Origin of the sequence: Haladaptatus sp. DYSN1 (genome assembly GCF_029489995.1) — an archaeon.
Taxonomy (GTDB): domain Archaea; phylum Halobacteriota; class Halobacteria; order Halobacteriales; family Halococcaceae; genus QDMS2.
The window spans coordinates 515,945-530,229 of sequence record NZ_CP120470.1 but is presented as its reverse complement, the minus strand read 5'-3'; the positions used below and the strand labels follow the sequence as shown (position 1 = coordinate 530,229).

Below are 14,285 nucleotides of genomic sequence, written 5' to 3'. Positions count from 1 at the left end.
GAGAACTGGCGAGTATGTCCGACGAGGTCGGCTACGAGCCGGTCAGCGTGAAGCAGGTTTTAGCGGAGATGAAAGACATCGCTGAACTGCTCATCGACCTCTCCTACTCGGCGGTGCTCCTCGGCAGTGACGAGGTCGCAGAGGAGGTCCTCGTCTTAGAAGAGCGTATGGACGTCCTCCAGATGCAAGCGCGCATGAGCCTGCTCATGGCCGCACGCAGCCCCGAGGACGCAGAGGCACTCGCCCCTGTCCTCGGCGTCGTCGGCGCGGCAGAGAAGATAAGCGACGCCGCAGGCGACATCGCGAAGGTCGTCTTAGAGGATATCGGTCTCCCTGACGCGATGCGCGCGGCGATTCCGGAAGCCGTCGAAACCCTCGTGCGCGTCACCATCACCGACGACTCGCTCCTCGACGGGATTTCGCTCGGTCGCGAGAACATCGAGACGGAGACGGGCGTCCGCATCATCGCCCTGCGCCGGAGCGGAACCTGGCTGCTCAACCCCGACCACGAGACGAAACTCGCCGCAGGCGACGTCATCCTCTTGCGCGGTCCCGAGGAAGGGGTCGCGCAGGTGTTCGAGCAGGCGAGCGGCCGCGCCTACGTCCCGCCGACGCCGCCGGAACCAGGCATCGAGGACTTAGAACGCGCCGTCGATTCCATCGTCCTGATGAAGAACATGGCCGAACTCGCCGTCGATTTGGCCTACGGTTCCGTGCTGTTCGACAGCGCCGAAGTCGCAGAGGAAGTCGTCGAACTCGAAGCCGAAGTCGACGCCCTCCAGTCGCGCTTCGAGGCGTGGGTGTTGCAGGCGGCCAGCAGGGTGGACGACCCCGTGCAGTTGCGTGGTCTCGTCCATCTCGCGCGGTCGACGGAAGTCATCAGCGACGCCGCCCTCGAAATCAGCGAGGGCGTCCTGCGCGGCCTCGGCACGCACCCCGTCGTCGAACAGGCGGTGCTCGAAAGCGACGAGGTCATCGTCCGCCTGAACGTCGCCGAGGGGAGCGACTTAGACGGCGTCACCCTCCGCGACAAGATGGTCAAGACGGAGACGGGAATGCGCGTCATCGCGGTCCACCGCCGCAACAAAACCCACGACGCCCGCGGCGTCCCCGACGAGTGGGTCGTCTCGCCGGGGCCGCTCACGGCACTCCACGGTGGGGACGTGCTCATCGCAAAAGGAACGCGAACGGGAGCGGAGCGCCTCGCACAACTGGCCGGTCAGGACTCCCTCGACAATCTGTAGGCCGACCGCAGCACGAGGATGACCGTCGCGAACGCGCCGAGCGACGTCGCGAGGACGAACCCGAGCGCGATGTAGAAAAACGGCGAGCGGAACGTCCCCGGCAGGATGACGAAGAAGACGAAGATGGCGACCGTAGCGAGCACGCCGAATGCGAAGCCACGACGGGCGTTTTGTGGCACATTCAGCGCATCGACCATATTCGCTCGCGGGGAGCGGGACCGTTCGTCTGTCACAGCCGGAAGTTGGGACGCGAGTGCAAAAACCACGTTGATTTTCCGCATACCGAACGGCTAAAGAGCGTGGGGCCGCCGTCTAGGGGTAATGACGACCCTCGGCACGGCAGTGGCCGAACCAGGCGAGATGGACGTCGGTCGGTTAGCCGTCGGCGAACTCCGCGACGGCAGTCCGCTTCGCCTCCCTGTCGCCGTGATAAACGGGGCCTCCGAGGGGAAGACACTCTATATCCAGGCGGCGAGCGACGGCGACGAACTCAACGGTGTCGGCGTGCTGAAGACGTTCGTCCCACAGCTCGACCCTGCTGAACTCACTGGAACGATTCTCCTCGTCGGCATCGTCAACTACCACGGCTTTCAGGTGGCACAGCACCGCAACCCAATCGACGACACGAAGATGAACCGGGCATACCCCGGCGACAAACGCGGCACCTCCTCTGAACGCATCGCCGCCGCAACGTTCGAGGTGGCCAGTCAGGCTGACTACGTCTTAGACCTCCACCAGGGCTCGACCAGTCGGATGATAAACGAGACGCGCGTCCGCTGTGGTCGCCGCCACCACCTCCACGACGAGTGTCTCGAACTCGCCCGCGTGTTCGGCTGTGGCCACGTTCTGGACCAGAAAGGCCCGAACGGCCAACTCGCCCGCGCCGCCCCGGACAAGGGCATCCCGACCATCGACCCCGAACTCGGCGGTGCGGTTGGCTGGGACGAACAGAGCATCGGCATCGGCGTCCGTGGCATCTACAACGTGCTGCGCTACTACGGCTTCTTAGACGGCGACGTGGACGTCGAACCCCAGACCCGCGCCCGCGGCTTCCGCCAGTTCGGCGCGCCCGCCGGCGGCGTCGTCACCTTCGAGAAGGAACTCGGCGAGTGGGTCGCCCCCGGCGACACGCTGTTCCGGGTGACCGACGTGTTCGGGACGGTAAAGGAAATCGTCGAATCGGACACCGACGGCATCTTCTGGCGAACCCGCCGCCTGCCACAGGTCGCAACCGGCGAGTACGTCTGCTCCGTGGGCGTCGACATCGACGAAATCTGATGCTCGCCTGTCCCGCCTGCGACCGAACCTACGAATCCGGCCCCGACGAGCCGTGGCGCTGTACGTGCGGCCACGCCCTCGAATTCGCCGAGCGACCGCTTCCCGACGGCCCTGCACCCGACCCCGTCGCGCTCGACACGCGACCCGGCCTCTGGACCTTCACGGACTTTCTGCCGATGGACTCGCTCGTGACCCTCGGTGAAGGCTGGACACCCCTCGTCGACGCGCCCGACTGGAACGCCCAGTTCAAACTGGAGTACGTCTTCCCGACGGGGAGTTTCAAAGACAGGGGCGCGACGACGACGCTCTCACAGGCCAAAGCACTCGGCGTCGAAACCGTCATCGAAGATTCGTCCGGGAACGCGGGGGCCGCCATCGCGACGTACGCCGCCCGCGCCGGCATCGACGCCGAAATCTACGTCCCCGCCTCGGTGAAACCCGCAAAGCGCCGAGCCATCGAGCGGGCGGGGGCAACCGTGATTCCCGTCGAGGGAAGCCGCGAAGCCGTCACCGACGCCTGCATCGAGGCCGTCGAGCGCGGCGAGGGCTGGTACGCCAGCCACGCGTGGAACCCCACCTTCTTCGCCGGGACGCAGACTGTCGCCTTCGAAATCGCCGCCCAACGCGACTGGGACGTGCCGGACGCCGTCGTCCTGCCACTCGGCCACGGGACGCTGTTTTTGGGCGCGTACCGCGGCTTCAAAGCCCTCCTCGACGCTGGCTGGACCGACGAAATGCCGCGATTGCTGGGTGCGCAGGCTGCTGGTTTCGCCCCGATTGCAGACGAATTGCACGGCGATTCGGGCGAGCAAAACGACGTGGCTGACGGCATCCAGATTCGCGAACCCGCACGCAAGGACCAAATTCTGGAGGCCATTCGGGAGACAGGTGGCGATGCGATTGCCGTCGGGGAAGCGGAGACGGCGCGAGAACTGGAGAACCTCCACCGTGCCGGCTTCTACGTCGAACCGACGTGCGCGGCCGCCCCTTCTGCGCTTTCGGTGTATCGGGAACGAGGGGAACTTGCCGACAGCGACGACGTGGTCGTCCCGCTCACGGGGAGCGGGCTGAAGATGAGATGACGGCCGGAATGGCCGTCGCTCGGTAGAATGAGGGTGTGTACCTGCTGGCGCGGCGTTCGGGCGTCGGGCGAACGCCACAGGCCAGGGGTCGCCGGAAGGGGAGCCGTCGACCCGCGGCGGCCGCGCCAGCAGTGGGTATGGCAGTCGGAGGCGCTGGATGACGCCTCCAGGGACCGCGAGGGGGACGCGGTCGGGTGGTGCAGCGCAGTGGGGGTGCGCAGTGGTGGTGGTTCACAGCCGCGCGGGGGACACGGCCGGGGCGATTCACCCGGTGGAAGCCACCGGGGAGCTCCAACCATGAGGGTTGGAGGAGGGTCTGAGTCGTTCCTCAGCGCGCGTCTTTCAGGTCGACGAACGAGCCTGCAGCGGCGGTGATCCACTGGGTCATCAGCTCGTCTTCGGTCGCCTCACGCGGGTACACGGTGCACTCCTCTGTCGGGCCGTTCGTCTCGAGGGTGTAGTCGAGGTCGAATTCCGGCCAGCGGTCGCGCGAGGTGAACTCGGAAGTTGCCGCGCCGTTCGTCCATTCGGACTCGCTGAGGTCGTATTCGTTTCCGCTCATGGTTGGGGTCTCCGTTCACGCCGGGTCGTCGGCGCTTACTCCATCCAAGAACACATACCACCTTTCCTATACACTGACTAATCTAACCGTTAATTCCGTTCGAAGGACTGAAACGGTCTGAAACGATTCGGAAGCGACTGTAAGGATAGGCTAAAAACGCAAGACGCTAGCGCTCTGTGTGAGTTTCACAGTCGAACCCGCCACGAATTAACGGTTTTGCGATATGTCTCCGGGCACACGGGGGCACTTCGTACCAACCGGGTTCGATGTCGCGCGCGACGGAAACCTCGACCTTGCCCGGCGCGGTCGTCCCACAGTCGCGACAGCGATAGCCCTGGTTCGCGCCCGCAGACTTCATTCGCCGGTCGCACCCGGGACACGTGGGCGTTTCGAGCGCGGTGGTCTGCACGGCGCGAACTGCGAATTTCTCGAGTTTCAGCGTGCCGTCGCTGCATTCGCCACACACCACGAGGTCGTCGCCGACCCGCAAGTTTCGGACGTGGTCGCGAAACCGCTTCGTCGGCTCGAATGCCGCACACTGCAGGCGATTAATCCCGGCTTGAATCTCGAAGAAGACGTGGCCGCCCTCCCGCGTTTCCGGTGGGGTGGTAACGACCCCCGAAAGGCGGTACGAGCGGCCGTTTTTTGCAGTGGAAATGGTACCCTCTCGGAGGTGAGCGTCGGTGCCCTGGTTGGTCACGAACAGGGCCGTCTCGGCGACCGGTTCACTCTCGATGGCGGCGGCGACTTCCCGGACGGCGTCGGGGTCGTCGCCACGGATGCCGTAGAGGATGGGACCGGGCGTGTGGGGCACGCAAACGGCCTGCCCCTCCACTTCGTCCACCGTGTCCCAGACCGCTGGATAACCGGCTTCCGCCGCGGCAAACACGGAATCGTAGTCGATGTCACGCTCCGTTCCCCACCGCCCGCGGGGTCTATAAGAGATGTGCTCGTAGGTCCACTCTGAGAAGGTGTCCCACGCGCCGACGGCGGCGAGCGCCCCGATGAGGCCCCGTCCCTGCTTCCACTCAGCATGAAGGAAGCCGGCCTGCTCGATGAGCGCGCGGGCGTCGTCGATTTCGTGAAAGTCGCGGACTGCGGCCCGAGCAAAGTCGATAACATCCGCAGAGACGGCATCATCGGGACAGACGACCACGCCGGGATTCGTGCGCGGGTCTGCGGTTTCGGCCGAGGATTCGACCTCGTCGCGGGCGAGTTCGAGGGCCGCCTCCGGGTCGCAGTCAGTGTGGATGCAGAGAGCGGCGTTACCCCGGGTTTTGTGCTTGACAGCAGGATTCAGCCGCACGAGGAGGAGTCGGTCAACGTCGTTGCCAGCCTCGCGGATGCGGCGTGCGACCCGGGCAGCGGCGTAGGTCGTACACATCCCGCGGTCGCGTGAATCCGTGTCGTCGAGGCCAACGAGCGTCACATCGAGGCGTTGTCGGTGCGCGAATTTCCCGGTTTCGGACCGGGGACAGAATATATCAATCTATCCCCACAGACCGGGCAAATCGCCCGAAGGAGTGGGTTTTCGAGTGGCACAACGCATATATGGCAGGAATAGCTTATTATTGTCCATGTCACGGTCAGCACTGGTCGAGAACGTGACCGCAATGCTCGCCGACGCGGGCTTTACGGTGAGCGACCGGTGTGCCATCCGTCCGAAAAGCTTCGACGTGGCGGCCCGCCGGCACGATGACCTCATCCTGGTCAAGATTCTCGGCAACATCGACGCCCTCGACGCACACACGGGCATCGAGATGCGTCGCCTCGGGCAGTTTTTGGACGCGACACCCCTCGTATTGGGCCTCAGAACCCGCGACGAGGACCTGAAACCCGGGGTCGTCTACTTCCGACACGGCGTCCCCGTCGTCAGCCCGGACACCGCGATGGACCTCTTCGTCGAAGGGGTTCCGCCGCTCATCTACGCTGCACCGGGCGGCCTGTACGTAAACATCGACGCCGAAGTGCTCGCAGACGCCCGCGAGGAACAGGGCTGGAGCCTGGGACAACTGGCCACCGAACTCGGCGTCTCGCGGCGCACCGTCTCGAAGTACGAAGACGGCATGAACGCGAGCGTCGAGGTCGCGGCCCACTTAGAAGAACTGTTCAACCGACCACTCACGAGTCCCGTCGAGATGCTCGCGGAGGAACTCGACGAACAGGAGCGCGAACCCGACACCGCGGCGGTCGACCCGGACGACGAGCAACTCGTGACCATCCTCACGCGGGTCGGCTACCAGGTCCACCCGACCGCTCGCGCCCCGTTCAAGACCGTAAGCGAGACCGACAACCGCGAAGACCGCGTGCTCACTGGCCACTCCGCGTTCACCAAAACCGCAGAAAAGCGCGCTCGCATCATGAGTTCGCTCGGCGAAGTCACCCGCACCCGGTCTGTGTACGTCGTCGACCGCGCGAAACGCGAATCGGTCGAGCACACGGCCATCATCGAGCGCGATGAAATCGCCCGCATCGACGACCCCGACGACCTACGTGACCTCATCTACGAGCGCACGAAGCGCTCTGGCTCTGAGGCCTGAGTCACTCAGGTTGTTTTTCTCGGGCCTGCGCTCGCTCTTCGACGTTTTCGAGCGTTTCAGTGTCGAGCAGTCGCTCTAGCTTGCGCTCGAACTGCTCGTCGGTGAGTTCGCCGCGTGCGTAGCGGTCTCTGAGGGTATCGAGCGCGTCGCGCTGGCTCTCGTCGTCTGCGTCCTGCATCGGTGAAGTGGCGTCTTCCTCGAGTTCCGGTTCCTCCTCGTCGTCGCCGAACAGGATGCCGACGATAGGGACGATGACGATGTACCCAAACAGCATGAACGGGAGCCACCAGTCCAGCCCCGACAACAGCGCGGCGAGCCAGATGCCGGTGACCAGCAAACTCGCGATTCCGGTCGCGTTCCCCACGAGTCGCTCCCGGAGTGTCGAACTCATACAGTGCAGTTGGCGCGAGGGGAGTAAAAATCAGGGCGGTGAATCTGCTATCTCGCGGCCAGTTCTCCAGTCGAAACGAGGGGGTGTGGGTGGCGTTGGCGAACGCCACCGCGACGAACGGTCCGGGAACGCGGGATTACGCGTAGGTCTCTTCTAAGTACTGGACGATGTCCGAACTCTCCGGCATGCCGGAGACGTCGTGCTCTTCGTCGACGAGGACGGGAACGCCGGTCTGACCGCTCACATCCTTCACTTCGGTGCGCTCGCTACGCGCGGCCGGTACCTCGATGGATTCGTACTCGAGGTCCAGTTCGTCGAGTTTGCTCGTGACCTTCGCACAGAACGGGCACCCGGGGAGTTCGTAGAGTTGAATGGAACTCATCAGACACACGTATGGGTGGAAGCATAAAAAGCCAACTGGCGGTGTGCGGCCCGCGCACACCAGCGGCCAGTTCAGAGTTGGCCGGCGAGCAAGCCGCTCGTACGGACGAAGAAGTAGAAGACGAACAGCACGGCGAGAATCCACTGGCCGGCGTGGACGTCGCGTGCCTCACCGACGGCAGTCTTCACGAGCGGGTAGGAGATGATGCCCGCGGCGATGCCGTAGGCGATGGAGAACGTGAATGGCATCACGAGGATGGTCAGACCCGCCGGAACGGCGTGGGAGATTTTGTCCCATTGCACGTCCGCGATGTTACGGAGCATGAGCACCGCGACGACCACCAGCGCGAGGTGCGAGGCGTAGAGCGGGACGGCCGCGGCGAGTGGGACGAGCGCGAGCGAGGCGAGGAACAGGAGGCCAACCACGAGTGCAGTCATACCCGTGCGACCGCCCTCCTCGACGCCAGTCGCGGATTCGATGTACGTCGTGACCGTCGAGGTGCCGAGGATGCCGCCCGCGGTGGTGCCGACTGCGTCGGCCATGAGCGGTTTGTCGATGTCTGGCAGGTCACCATCTTCGTCGAGGAAGCCCGCCACCTGCGCGACACCCGTCAGCGTGCCTGCAGTGTCGAAGAAGTCCACGAAGAAGAACGTGAAGACGATGAGCGAGAAGGCGAGGGCGTCGACGTTCTGGAAGCCCTGGATGAATGCGCCGACGAGTGGCGTGATGTCGTAGCCTGCGGCGGAGTAGGCAATCTGGGTCGACCCGACGAGCGAACTGTCGGCGAGCGTCGTGCCCTGTGGGGCCTGGTCTGCCGGGAACGCCCGGTAGCCCATCGCGTGGGCCGCGTAGCCAGCGATGGTGGTGAGGATGATGCCGAGAATGATAGATCCGCGAACGCCGCGGGCGTAGAGCGCGAAGGTGACGAAGAGGCCGACCGCCGAGATGATGGCGACCGGGTCGGAGGCGAAAACTGGGTTGAAGGCGACGAAGGTGGCGGCGTCGCCGGTGACGACGCGCATGGCTTCGAGGCCGATGATGGCGAGGAACAGCCCGATACCGGTTCCGACGGCGAATTTGACGGGTTCGGGGAACAGCCCGATGATGAACTCACGTGCCCCGATGGCGGTGAGCGCGATGAACAAAATCCCCTCGACGACGACGGCGGCGAGCGCCGTTTGCCACGGGACGCCGAGGCCGAGGACGACGGTGAACGCGAAGAACGCGTTCAGGCCGAGGCCCGGAGCCTGCGCGAACGGCCGATTCGCGTAAAAGGCCATCACGAGCGTGGCGATGGCGGCGGAGATGAGCGTGACGACCGCAATCATCTGGAAAGTTTGTGCGTCGGTGCGCCCGGGGACGTCGATTGCGAGGTTGAGAATCGCTGGGTTGACGACGACGATGTAGGACATCGTGAGGAACGTCGTGAGCCCGGCGAGAACCTCCGTCCGGAGGTCCGTGTTGTATTCCTCGAAGCCGAAGTAATCGGCAATTGTGTCAGTTATCGCCATAATGCACGTTTAAGCACAGCGCCTGAAGTAGACTTAAGTCTTATCCAATCTTCGCCACGAAAATCAGCACAGACGTGAATACCTCACGGTTCGAGCTGGGTGAGCGCGCCGACCGGGGCTGGGGTGAGTTCGCGCGCTCGGCCAATGCCCTCCTCGCCCACGGCGATGAGCGCGAACACGCCACCCACGTCGGCGTCGGCACTCGCGGCGATGTCGAGGAGGAGTTCCTGCGTCTCGCCCGAACGAATCAGGTCGTCGACGACGAGCACGGAGTCGTTCGCGTCGATGGCCGAACTCGGGAGGTAGTAGGTGAGTTCGATGCCAGACTGGAGGCGCTGGCGGGCCTCGATGAAGTCCTCGACGGCGGTCTCCTTCGACTTCTTCGCGTAGGCGAGCCGTGCGCCGAAGTAACTCGCCATCGCGGCGGCGAGCGTAATGCCGTCGGTGGCGGCCGTGAGCACCACGTCGGGCGTTTCGAATTCGAAGGCATCTGCGGCGATTGGGGCGACGAGGTCCAAGAAGGACTGGTCGAAGACGACGCCGGAGTTGTCCACGTAGCCTTCGTCGTCCACCCGGATGCGAGAGTGTAGTTCGCGGGCGAGTTCCTCGCGGCCGACGCCGCCGACGACTTCGCGGGCGCGTTCGACGCCGGGGAGGACGTGGCCGTTGACGTAGCGATTCAGGTCACCGGCGGGGAGGCCGGTGAGGTCGGCGAGCTCGTCGTAGGTCCGGCTCTGCTTCAGCATTCGCAAGACGGCGACTGCCTGCAACTGGATGGCGGCTTTCTCCGCTCGATTCATGCCCTGTACCTCACGTTTGCACAGTTATGAATACATCGATGGATTGTCGTCTTGGAAGTAACCATTGACGTGCATTAGCACGGCGGCGTCGTGTTACGGGAGAAGAACGAAGAGCGGTGCGGTTGCGGTGTGGAAGCTGTCCAGTGTAACACCCGAACGTGAGCGAAGCGAGCGTTCGGTTTTTTCGGGCGCGTTTTTGCAACGAGCGGTTTGCCGAAGGCGAACCCGAGTTGTAAAAAGGTGCGTTACCAGGGTTCGTTCTTCAGTCCAAGAACGTAGGCGATCACGTTCGTGAGGATGTGGAGAACCGGCGTGAGGATGAGCACGGTCACAATGACGGGGAGGGTGAACGTCTGTCTGAACCAGCCGGTTGCGACGAGGAAGGTGAGCAGGAGCGCCACGACGACGAAGTCGAGTTGGTCAAGCAGGGGGAAAGCGGCCCCGCGTTCGCGTCCCGACCGGCGCTTGATGAACGAAGCGAGGATATCGCCGAGCATCGCACCGAAGGCGAGGCTGAAGGCGGCGACGAGCGGGAACGCCGGGAGGGTGAAGTCGAGCAGCTGGTTGAGCGAGGGGCGGATGGCGTTTAGCGCGACGCCGACGAGGACGCCGATGAGCGTTCCGGCGGCGGTTCCGCGCCAGGTCTTCCCGTCGCCGAGAATCCGTCTGCCCCGCCACGTTCGACCGCCGTCGATCGGCGGGCCGCCGCCGAAGAGGACCGCCGCGTTGTTGGGGATGTAGGCCGGCAGCATCGCCCAGAAGGCAATCGCAATCACCGCAAAGATACCCATATACTCTCCCTGAATCGCGGCGGTGACTTAATCTCGGGTGGTTCTCGTCTGGGACGTAGTCAAAACAACATTCTGAATAGGGGAGCGAAAAAAGTGCCTGCAATGATTCCGCCCATCGCGAGCAAATTCGTGGCCGGTGAGACGGAGGCGACCGTCTTAGACCACACCCGAAAACTCAACGAACGGGGCGTCAAGGCCATCCTCAATCTGCTCGGCGAACACTACGACGAGCGCGCCGAGGCCGACGCCGACGCCGACGTATACATCGACCTCGTCGACGAAATCGCCGCGGCGAATCTCGACGCCTGCATCTCGGTGAAACCGTCACAGGTAGGCCTCGACTTCGGCGCTGACGTGTTCGGGGAGAACGTCACGCGCATCGTCGACCACGCCGCAGCCAAAGGGGTTTTCGTCTGGATTGACATGGAAGACCACACGACGACCGACGACACCCTCGACGTGTTCGAGGAACTCGCCCGCAAACACGAGGGCGGCGTAGGGCTCGCGATTCAAGCAAATCTGAAGCGCACCAAAGCAGACTTAGAACGACTCGTCGACGTGCCGGGCAAGATTCGACTCGTGAAGGGGGCGTACGACGAACCGAAAGCAATCGCCTTCAAGGATAAAGCGGACGTGAATCAGGCGTACAAGGACTACCTGAAGTTCATGTTCGAGGAGTTCGAGGGCGGCATCGCCGTCGGGAGCCACGACCCGGCGATGATTGCCTACGCGAAGGAACTCCACGAGGAGTACGGGACGGACTTCGAGATTCAGATGCTGATGGGCGTGCGGGAATCGGCGCAGTACGAACTCGCAGAAGAGTACGAGATGTGGCAGTACGTGCCCTACGGCGACCGCTGGGCGCAATACTTCTATCGTCGCGTCATGGAACGTAAAGAGAACGTCCTGTTCGCGCTTCGGGCCATCGTCGGGCGCTGAGCCGCGCTATCTGCCGAATCGTTCACGTTTGCTGAGTGACTACTGTCCGATAATGTAATCGGCGCGAAGGAAAGGGCTGATAATCGTTGGGCGTGTTGGTACCGTCAAATGGCCTCCTGGAAACGTGATATGGCCAGCGGCCTGGTCGTCCTCATCCCTATCCTCGTCGTCGCGTACGTCGTCTTCCGACTGTACGTCCTGATCGCGTCGATTTCGGGGTTCGCCAACATCGAACCGATCTGGCTCGGCGTCATCCTGACGCTCATCGTCTTTTCGCTGTTCGTCCTGTCGGTTGGCTACCTGATGCGCACGGCATTTGGGAGTTTCGTCGAAGAGACCATCGACAGTGTAATGAACCGCCTGCCGGGCCTTCGCATCGTCTACAACGCCTCGAAGATGGCCATCGAGACGGCCCTCACCGGCACCGAGGACCTCCAGAAGCCCGTCAAGGTCGAGACGTGGGACGGCCTCCGCATGACCGCGTTCAAGACCGGAAAGATGGCTCCCGACGGCCGCGAAGTGCTCTTCTTACCGACCTCACCGAACATCACCACCGGATTCGTCATCGAAGCCGAATCGGACCGCTTCGAAGAAATCGACGAGAAGGTAGAGGACGCACTCATCCGCGTTCTGTCGGCCGGATTCGGGGAGAATCGCGATAAGGCAGGCGTGAAAATCGACGTCCACGAAGACGGCGAGACGCCTACGCCCGGCGACGACGACTGAACGCAGCGCCTTTACTTTCCTCCGCCCTACCTCTCGCCAGTGAAGCTGCACGTCCGCTACGAGGGCGACGACGACCCGAAGAAATGTACCGCCCGTAAACTCGCACGATTCGACCTCTGTGAGTTACACCGCTCTGCGCGGGCGACCCCCTACGGCGTGATTCTGAATCCGCACGCTGAGCAGGCGCTCTCGCCCGCCGACGCGGGGCAATCGAACCTCGTCGCGCTCGACTGCTCGTGGGAAACCGCGGGCGAGGCGATGTTCAAAATGCGCGGCGAACACCGGGCGCTCCCCTTCCTCGTCGCCGCGAACCCCGTAAACTACGGGAAGCCCTTCCAGTTGAACACGGTGGAAGCCTTCGCCGCCGGACTCGCGATTCTCGGGGAGTACGACCACGCAGAAGAAATTCTCTCGAAATTCCGCTGGGGCCACACCTTCTTGGAGATGAACGAAGAACCCCTGCGTCGGTACGCCGTGTGTGCCGATTCTGCGGAAGTCGTCGAGGTCCAACAGGAGTATCTGGACCGGGGGAACTGACCTCCAGAAGGCTTATTCTACGTGTCGTTGATTTGTTATGTATGGTCAATCCAGTCGGCCTCGTCCTCATCGCATTCGGCCTTCCGGCCGCCATCTGGCCATACCGAATCTCGCGACTCCAAGAGCGTCTCGACGCCGTCGGCAGCACGACTCCGTGGGACGAAGTCGAACCCGCAGATTGGCGCGTCGCCCTCACTCGAATCGTGGGCGTTAGCCTGTGTCTCGTCGGGTTGGTCGGCTTCCTGCTCGGGTGACCTGCCGGCCCAACTCGGAACATTTTAACCGCCACAGACGGTACCCCGCCAGTATGGCCAGCTTTGAAGCCGCGGAAAAGCGGATTCTCGAGAAGATGATCTGCATGCGGTGCAACGCACGGAACCCGAAGCGCGCAGAAAAGTGCCGCAAGTGCGGCTACGCGAAACTCCGCCCGAAGAGCAAAGAGCGCCGCGCAGCCTAATCGAGCCACTCGCGGGCGAGAATGGCGTAGTGGGCTACCGCGACGCGCTCACCGTCCAGAATCGCCGCTTCTTCGAACGTCTCCTCGTGTCGATAGCCGAGGCGCTGCCAGATGGGCGCCGAGGCTTCGTTCGGGGCATCGTTTCTGCACACACATGGTGTAAGCCGCGTTCGCGAAAGCCGTAGTCAGTCACGAGGCGACTCGCCTCGGTGCCGTGGCCCTGCCCCCAGAACTCGGGGGCGAGATTCAGTGAGCCAGCCATAGCTGAAAGGCGATTGAAAGTGAGAAAAAACGGTTGCTCGATTACTCGGGGTACTTCGATTTTCGCTGCTCTGCGCGGCCGAGTGCCGTCTCGATGACGTCGCGGACGTCGCCGTGGAACTCGTCGCCGTGGCCCGAGTACATGTGTTCGACGCCCTCGGGGAGCCGGGCTAAAATCTCCTTGATGCTCTCGATGAGGCGTTCGCGAGACTGTCCTGGCATGTCCGTGCGCCCGAAGCTGCCGTAGTCGAAGGCCGCGTCGTTGTGGACCACGACGTCCCCGGAGAAGATGGTAGCGTCACTGGTGAGGGCGATGTGGTCTGCGGCGTGGCCGGGCGAGTAGATGGCCTCGAACTCCTCGTCGCCGATTTCGACGGTGTCGCCGTCGTCTAAGTGGTCCGTCCGAAGGTCGTGGTCGCCGTAGGCGAAGCACGGACAGTCGAACGCATCGAGAACTGTCGCCAGTTCCGAGACGTGGTCGCCGTGCTGGTGGGTGAGCACGACCGCGTCCAGCGAATCGGTGTGCTCGCGGATGGCCGCTACGACGCCGTCCATCGCACCTGCGTCGACGAGCACCGTCCGCTCACCGAGAACGAGGTAGGCGTTGCAGGTGAACACCTCCGCATCTTCGGTGATATTGATAACTTCCATACCGTCCACTTGGCCCGGGGGTTCTTGAGGCTACCGGGGACGGCAAGTGAGAGACGACAGGCCCGTCTGGCGATAGTGACGCGGACAGCGAACTGAAGGTGTCGGGCATCACGCACGTGATAGGTGGCGTGGC

Annotated in this window: 19 protein-coding genes and 1 pseudogene; 9 read left to right on the top strand and 11 right to left on the bottom strand. The window is 63.5% G+C overall.

Annotation, left to right across the window (positions count from 1 at the left end):
* Positions 1–14: 14 nt before the first annotated feature.
* Complete coding sequence (locus P0648_RS02790; RefSeq protein ID WP_276245762.1) at positions 15–1,244, top strand: potassium channel family protein; 1,230 nt, start codon at positions 15–17, stop codon at positions 1,242–1,244.
* Here P0648_RS02790 and P0648_RS02785 read toward each other — a convergent pair.
* A complete protein-coding gene (locus tag P0648_RS02785; protein ID WP_276245763.1) occupies positions 1,220–1,477 on the bottom strand; it encodes a hypothetical protein in 258 nt (85 codons plus the stop codon). The genes P0648_RS02790 and P0648_RS02785 overlap by 25 nt on opposite strands.
* Positions 1,478–1,565: 88 nt before the next feature.
* Between P0648_RS02785 and P0648_RS02780 the strand changes: the two genes are divergently transcribed.
* Together P0648_RS02780 and P0648_RS02775 are read left to right on the top strand one after the other, a co-directional pair.
* Positions 1,566–2,522 (top strand): succinylglutamate desuccinylase/aspartoacylase family protein, encoded by a 957-nt coding sequence (locus P0648_RS02780; protein ID WP_276245764.1) that lies wholly within the window; start codon positions 1,566–1,568, stop codon positions 2,520–2,522.
* Complete coding sequence (locus tag P0648_RS02775) at positions 2,522–3,604, top strand: threonine synthase (protein WP_277505133.1); 1,083 nt, start codon at positions 2,522–2,524, stop codon at positions 3,602–3,604. The genes P0648_RS02780 and P0648_RS02775 overlap by 1 nt, the downstream gene beginning before the upstream one ends.
* A 328-nt stretch (positions 3,605–3,932) precedes the next feature.
* Here P0648_RS02775 and P0648_RS02770 read toward each other — a convergent pair whose 3' ends face one another.
* Complete coding sequence (locus tag P0648_RS02770) at positions 3,933–4,166, bottom strand: hypothetical protein (protein WP_276245766.1); 234 nt, start codon at positions 4,164–4,166, stop codon at positions 3,933–3,935.
* 166 nt (positions 4,167–4,332) lie between these two features.
* Positions 4,333–5,595 (bottom strand): tRNA(Ile)(2)-agmatinylcytidine synthase, encoded by a 1,263-nt coding sequence (locus tag P0648_RS02765; RefSeq protein WP_276245767.1) that lies wholly within the window; start codon positions 5,593–5,595, stop codon positions 4,333–4,335.
* 148 nt (positions 5,596–5,743) lie between these two features.
* Between P0648_RS02765 and P0648_RS02760 the strand changes: the two genes are divergently transcribed.
* Positions 5,744–6,706, top strand: coding sequence for a transcriptional regulator (locus P0648_RS02760; RefSeq protein ID WP_276274618.1), 963 nt, complete (start codon positions 5,744–5,746; stop codon positions 6,704–6,706).
* A 1-nt stretch (position 6,707) separates the two neighbouring features.
* Here P0648_RS02760 and P0648_RS02755 read toward each other — a convergent pair whose 3' ends face one another.
* The 5 genes from P0648_RS02755 to P0648_RS02735 form a co-directional block, all read right to left on the bottom strand.
* The gene (locus P0648_RS02755; protein ID WP_276245769.1) at positions 6,708–7,097 is read right to left on the bottom strand and encodes an SHOCT domain-containing protein; all 390 of its coding nucleotides are present in this window, start codon (positions 7,095–7,097) and stop codon (positions 6,708–6,710) included.
* Between the two features lie 136 nt (positions 7,098–7,233).
* Complete coding sequence (locus P0648_RS02750; protein ID WP_276245770.1) at positions 7,234–7,479, bottom strand: glutathione S-transferase N-terminal domain-containing protein; 246 nt, start codon at positions 7,477–7,479, stop codon at positions 7,234–7,236.
* Between the two features lie 71 nt (positions 7,480–7,550).
* Complete coding sequence (locus P0648_RS02745; protein WP_277505131.1) at positions 7,551–8,990, bottom strand: NCS2 family permease; 1,440 nt, start codon at positions 8,988–8,990, stop codon at positions 7,551–7,553.
* Between the two features lie 83 nt (positions 8,991–9,073).
* Positions 9,074–9,790 carry a phosphoribosyltransferase family protein gene (locus P0648_RS02740; RefSeq protein ID WP_276245772.1) on the bottom strand — a complete coding sequence of 239 codons (717 nt, stop codon included), beginning with the start codon at positions 9,788–9,790 and terminating at the stop codon, positions 9,074–9,076.
* Positions 9,791–10,035: 245 nt separating this feature from the next.
* Positions 10,036–10,581: a CDP-2,3-bis-(O-geranylgeranyl)-sn-glycerol synthase gene (locus P0648_RS02735; protein ID WP_276245773.1), complete on the bottom strand. Its 546-nt coding sequence runs from the start codon at positions 10,579–10,581 to the stop codon at positions 10,036–10,038.
* 102 nt (positions 10,582–10,683) lie between these two features.
* Between P0648_RS02735 and P0648_RS02730 the strand changes: the two genes are divergently transcribed.
* The 5 genes from P0648_RS02730 (at position 10,684) to P0648_RS02710 (ending at position 13,240) form a co-directional block, all read left to right on the top strand.
* Positions 10,684–11,520 (top strand): proline dehydrogenase family protein, encoded by an 837-nt coding sequence (locus P0648_RS02730; RefSeq protein ID WP_277505130.1) that lies wholly within the window; start codon positions 10,684–10,686, stop codon positions 11,518–11,520.
* 108 nt (positions 11,521–11,628) lie between these two features.
* On the top strand, positions 11,629–12,246 hold the full coding sequence (locus P0648_RS02725) for a DUF502 domain-containing protein (RefSeq protein ID WP_277505128.1): 618 nt from the start codon (positions 11,629–11,631) through the stop codon (positions 12,244–12,246).
* Positions 12,247–12,285: 39 nt separating this feature from the next.
* Positions 12,286–12,783, top strand: coding sequence for a DUF367 family protein (locus P0648_RS02720; protein WP_276245776.1), 498 nt, complete (start codon positions 12,286–12,288; stop codon positions 12,781–12,783).
* A gap of 41 nt (positions 12,784–12,824) precedes the next feature.
* Positions 12,825–13,037: a hypothetical protein gene (locus P0648_RS02715; protein ID WP_276245777.1), complete on the top strand. Its 213-nt coding sequence runs from the start codon at positions 12,825–12,827 to the stop codon at positions 13,035–13,037.
* 53 nt (positions 13,038–13,090) lie between these two features.
* Entirely contained in the window at positions 13,091–13,240 is a 150-nt protein-coding gene (locus tag P0648_RS02710) for a 50S ribosomal protein L40e (protein ID WP_276245778.1), read from the top strand.
* Here P0648_RS02710 and P0648_RS02705 read toward each other — a convergent pair.
* The 3 genes and pseudogenes from P0648_RS02705 to P0648_RS02700 form a co-directional block, all read right to left on the bottom strand.
* A complete protein-coding gene (locus P0648_RS02705; protein ID WP_277505126.1) occupies positions 13,237–13,392 on the bottom strand; it encodes a GNAT family N-acetyltransferase in 156 nt (51 codons plus the stop codon). The two genes, P0648_RS02710 and P0648_RS02705, sit on opposite strands and share 4 nt — an antisense overlap.
* Positions 13,393–13,424: 32 nt before the next feature.
* A pseudogene (locus P0648_RS20535) lies at positions 13,425–13,502 on the bottom strand (hypothetical protein); the annotation flags it as partial.
* A 41-nt stretch (positions 13,503–13,543) separates the two neighbouring features.
* Positions 13,544–14,152 carry an MBL fold metallo-hydrolase gene (locus tag P0648_RS02700; protein WP_277505125.1) on the bottom strand — a complete coding sequence of 203 codons (609 nt, stop codon included), beginning with the start codon at positions 14,150–14,152 and terminating at the stop codon, positions 13,544–13,546.
* Positions 14,153–14,285: the final 133 nt, after the last annotated feature.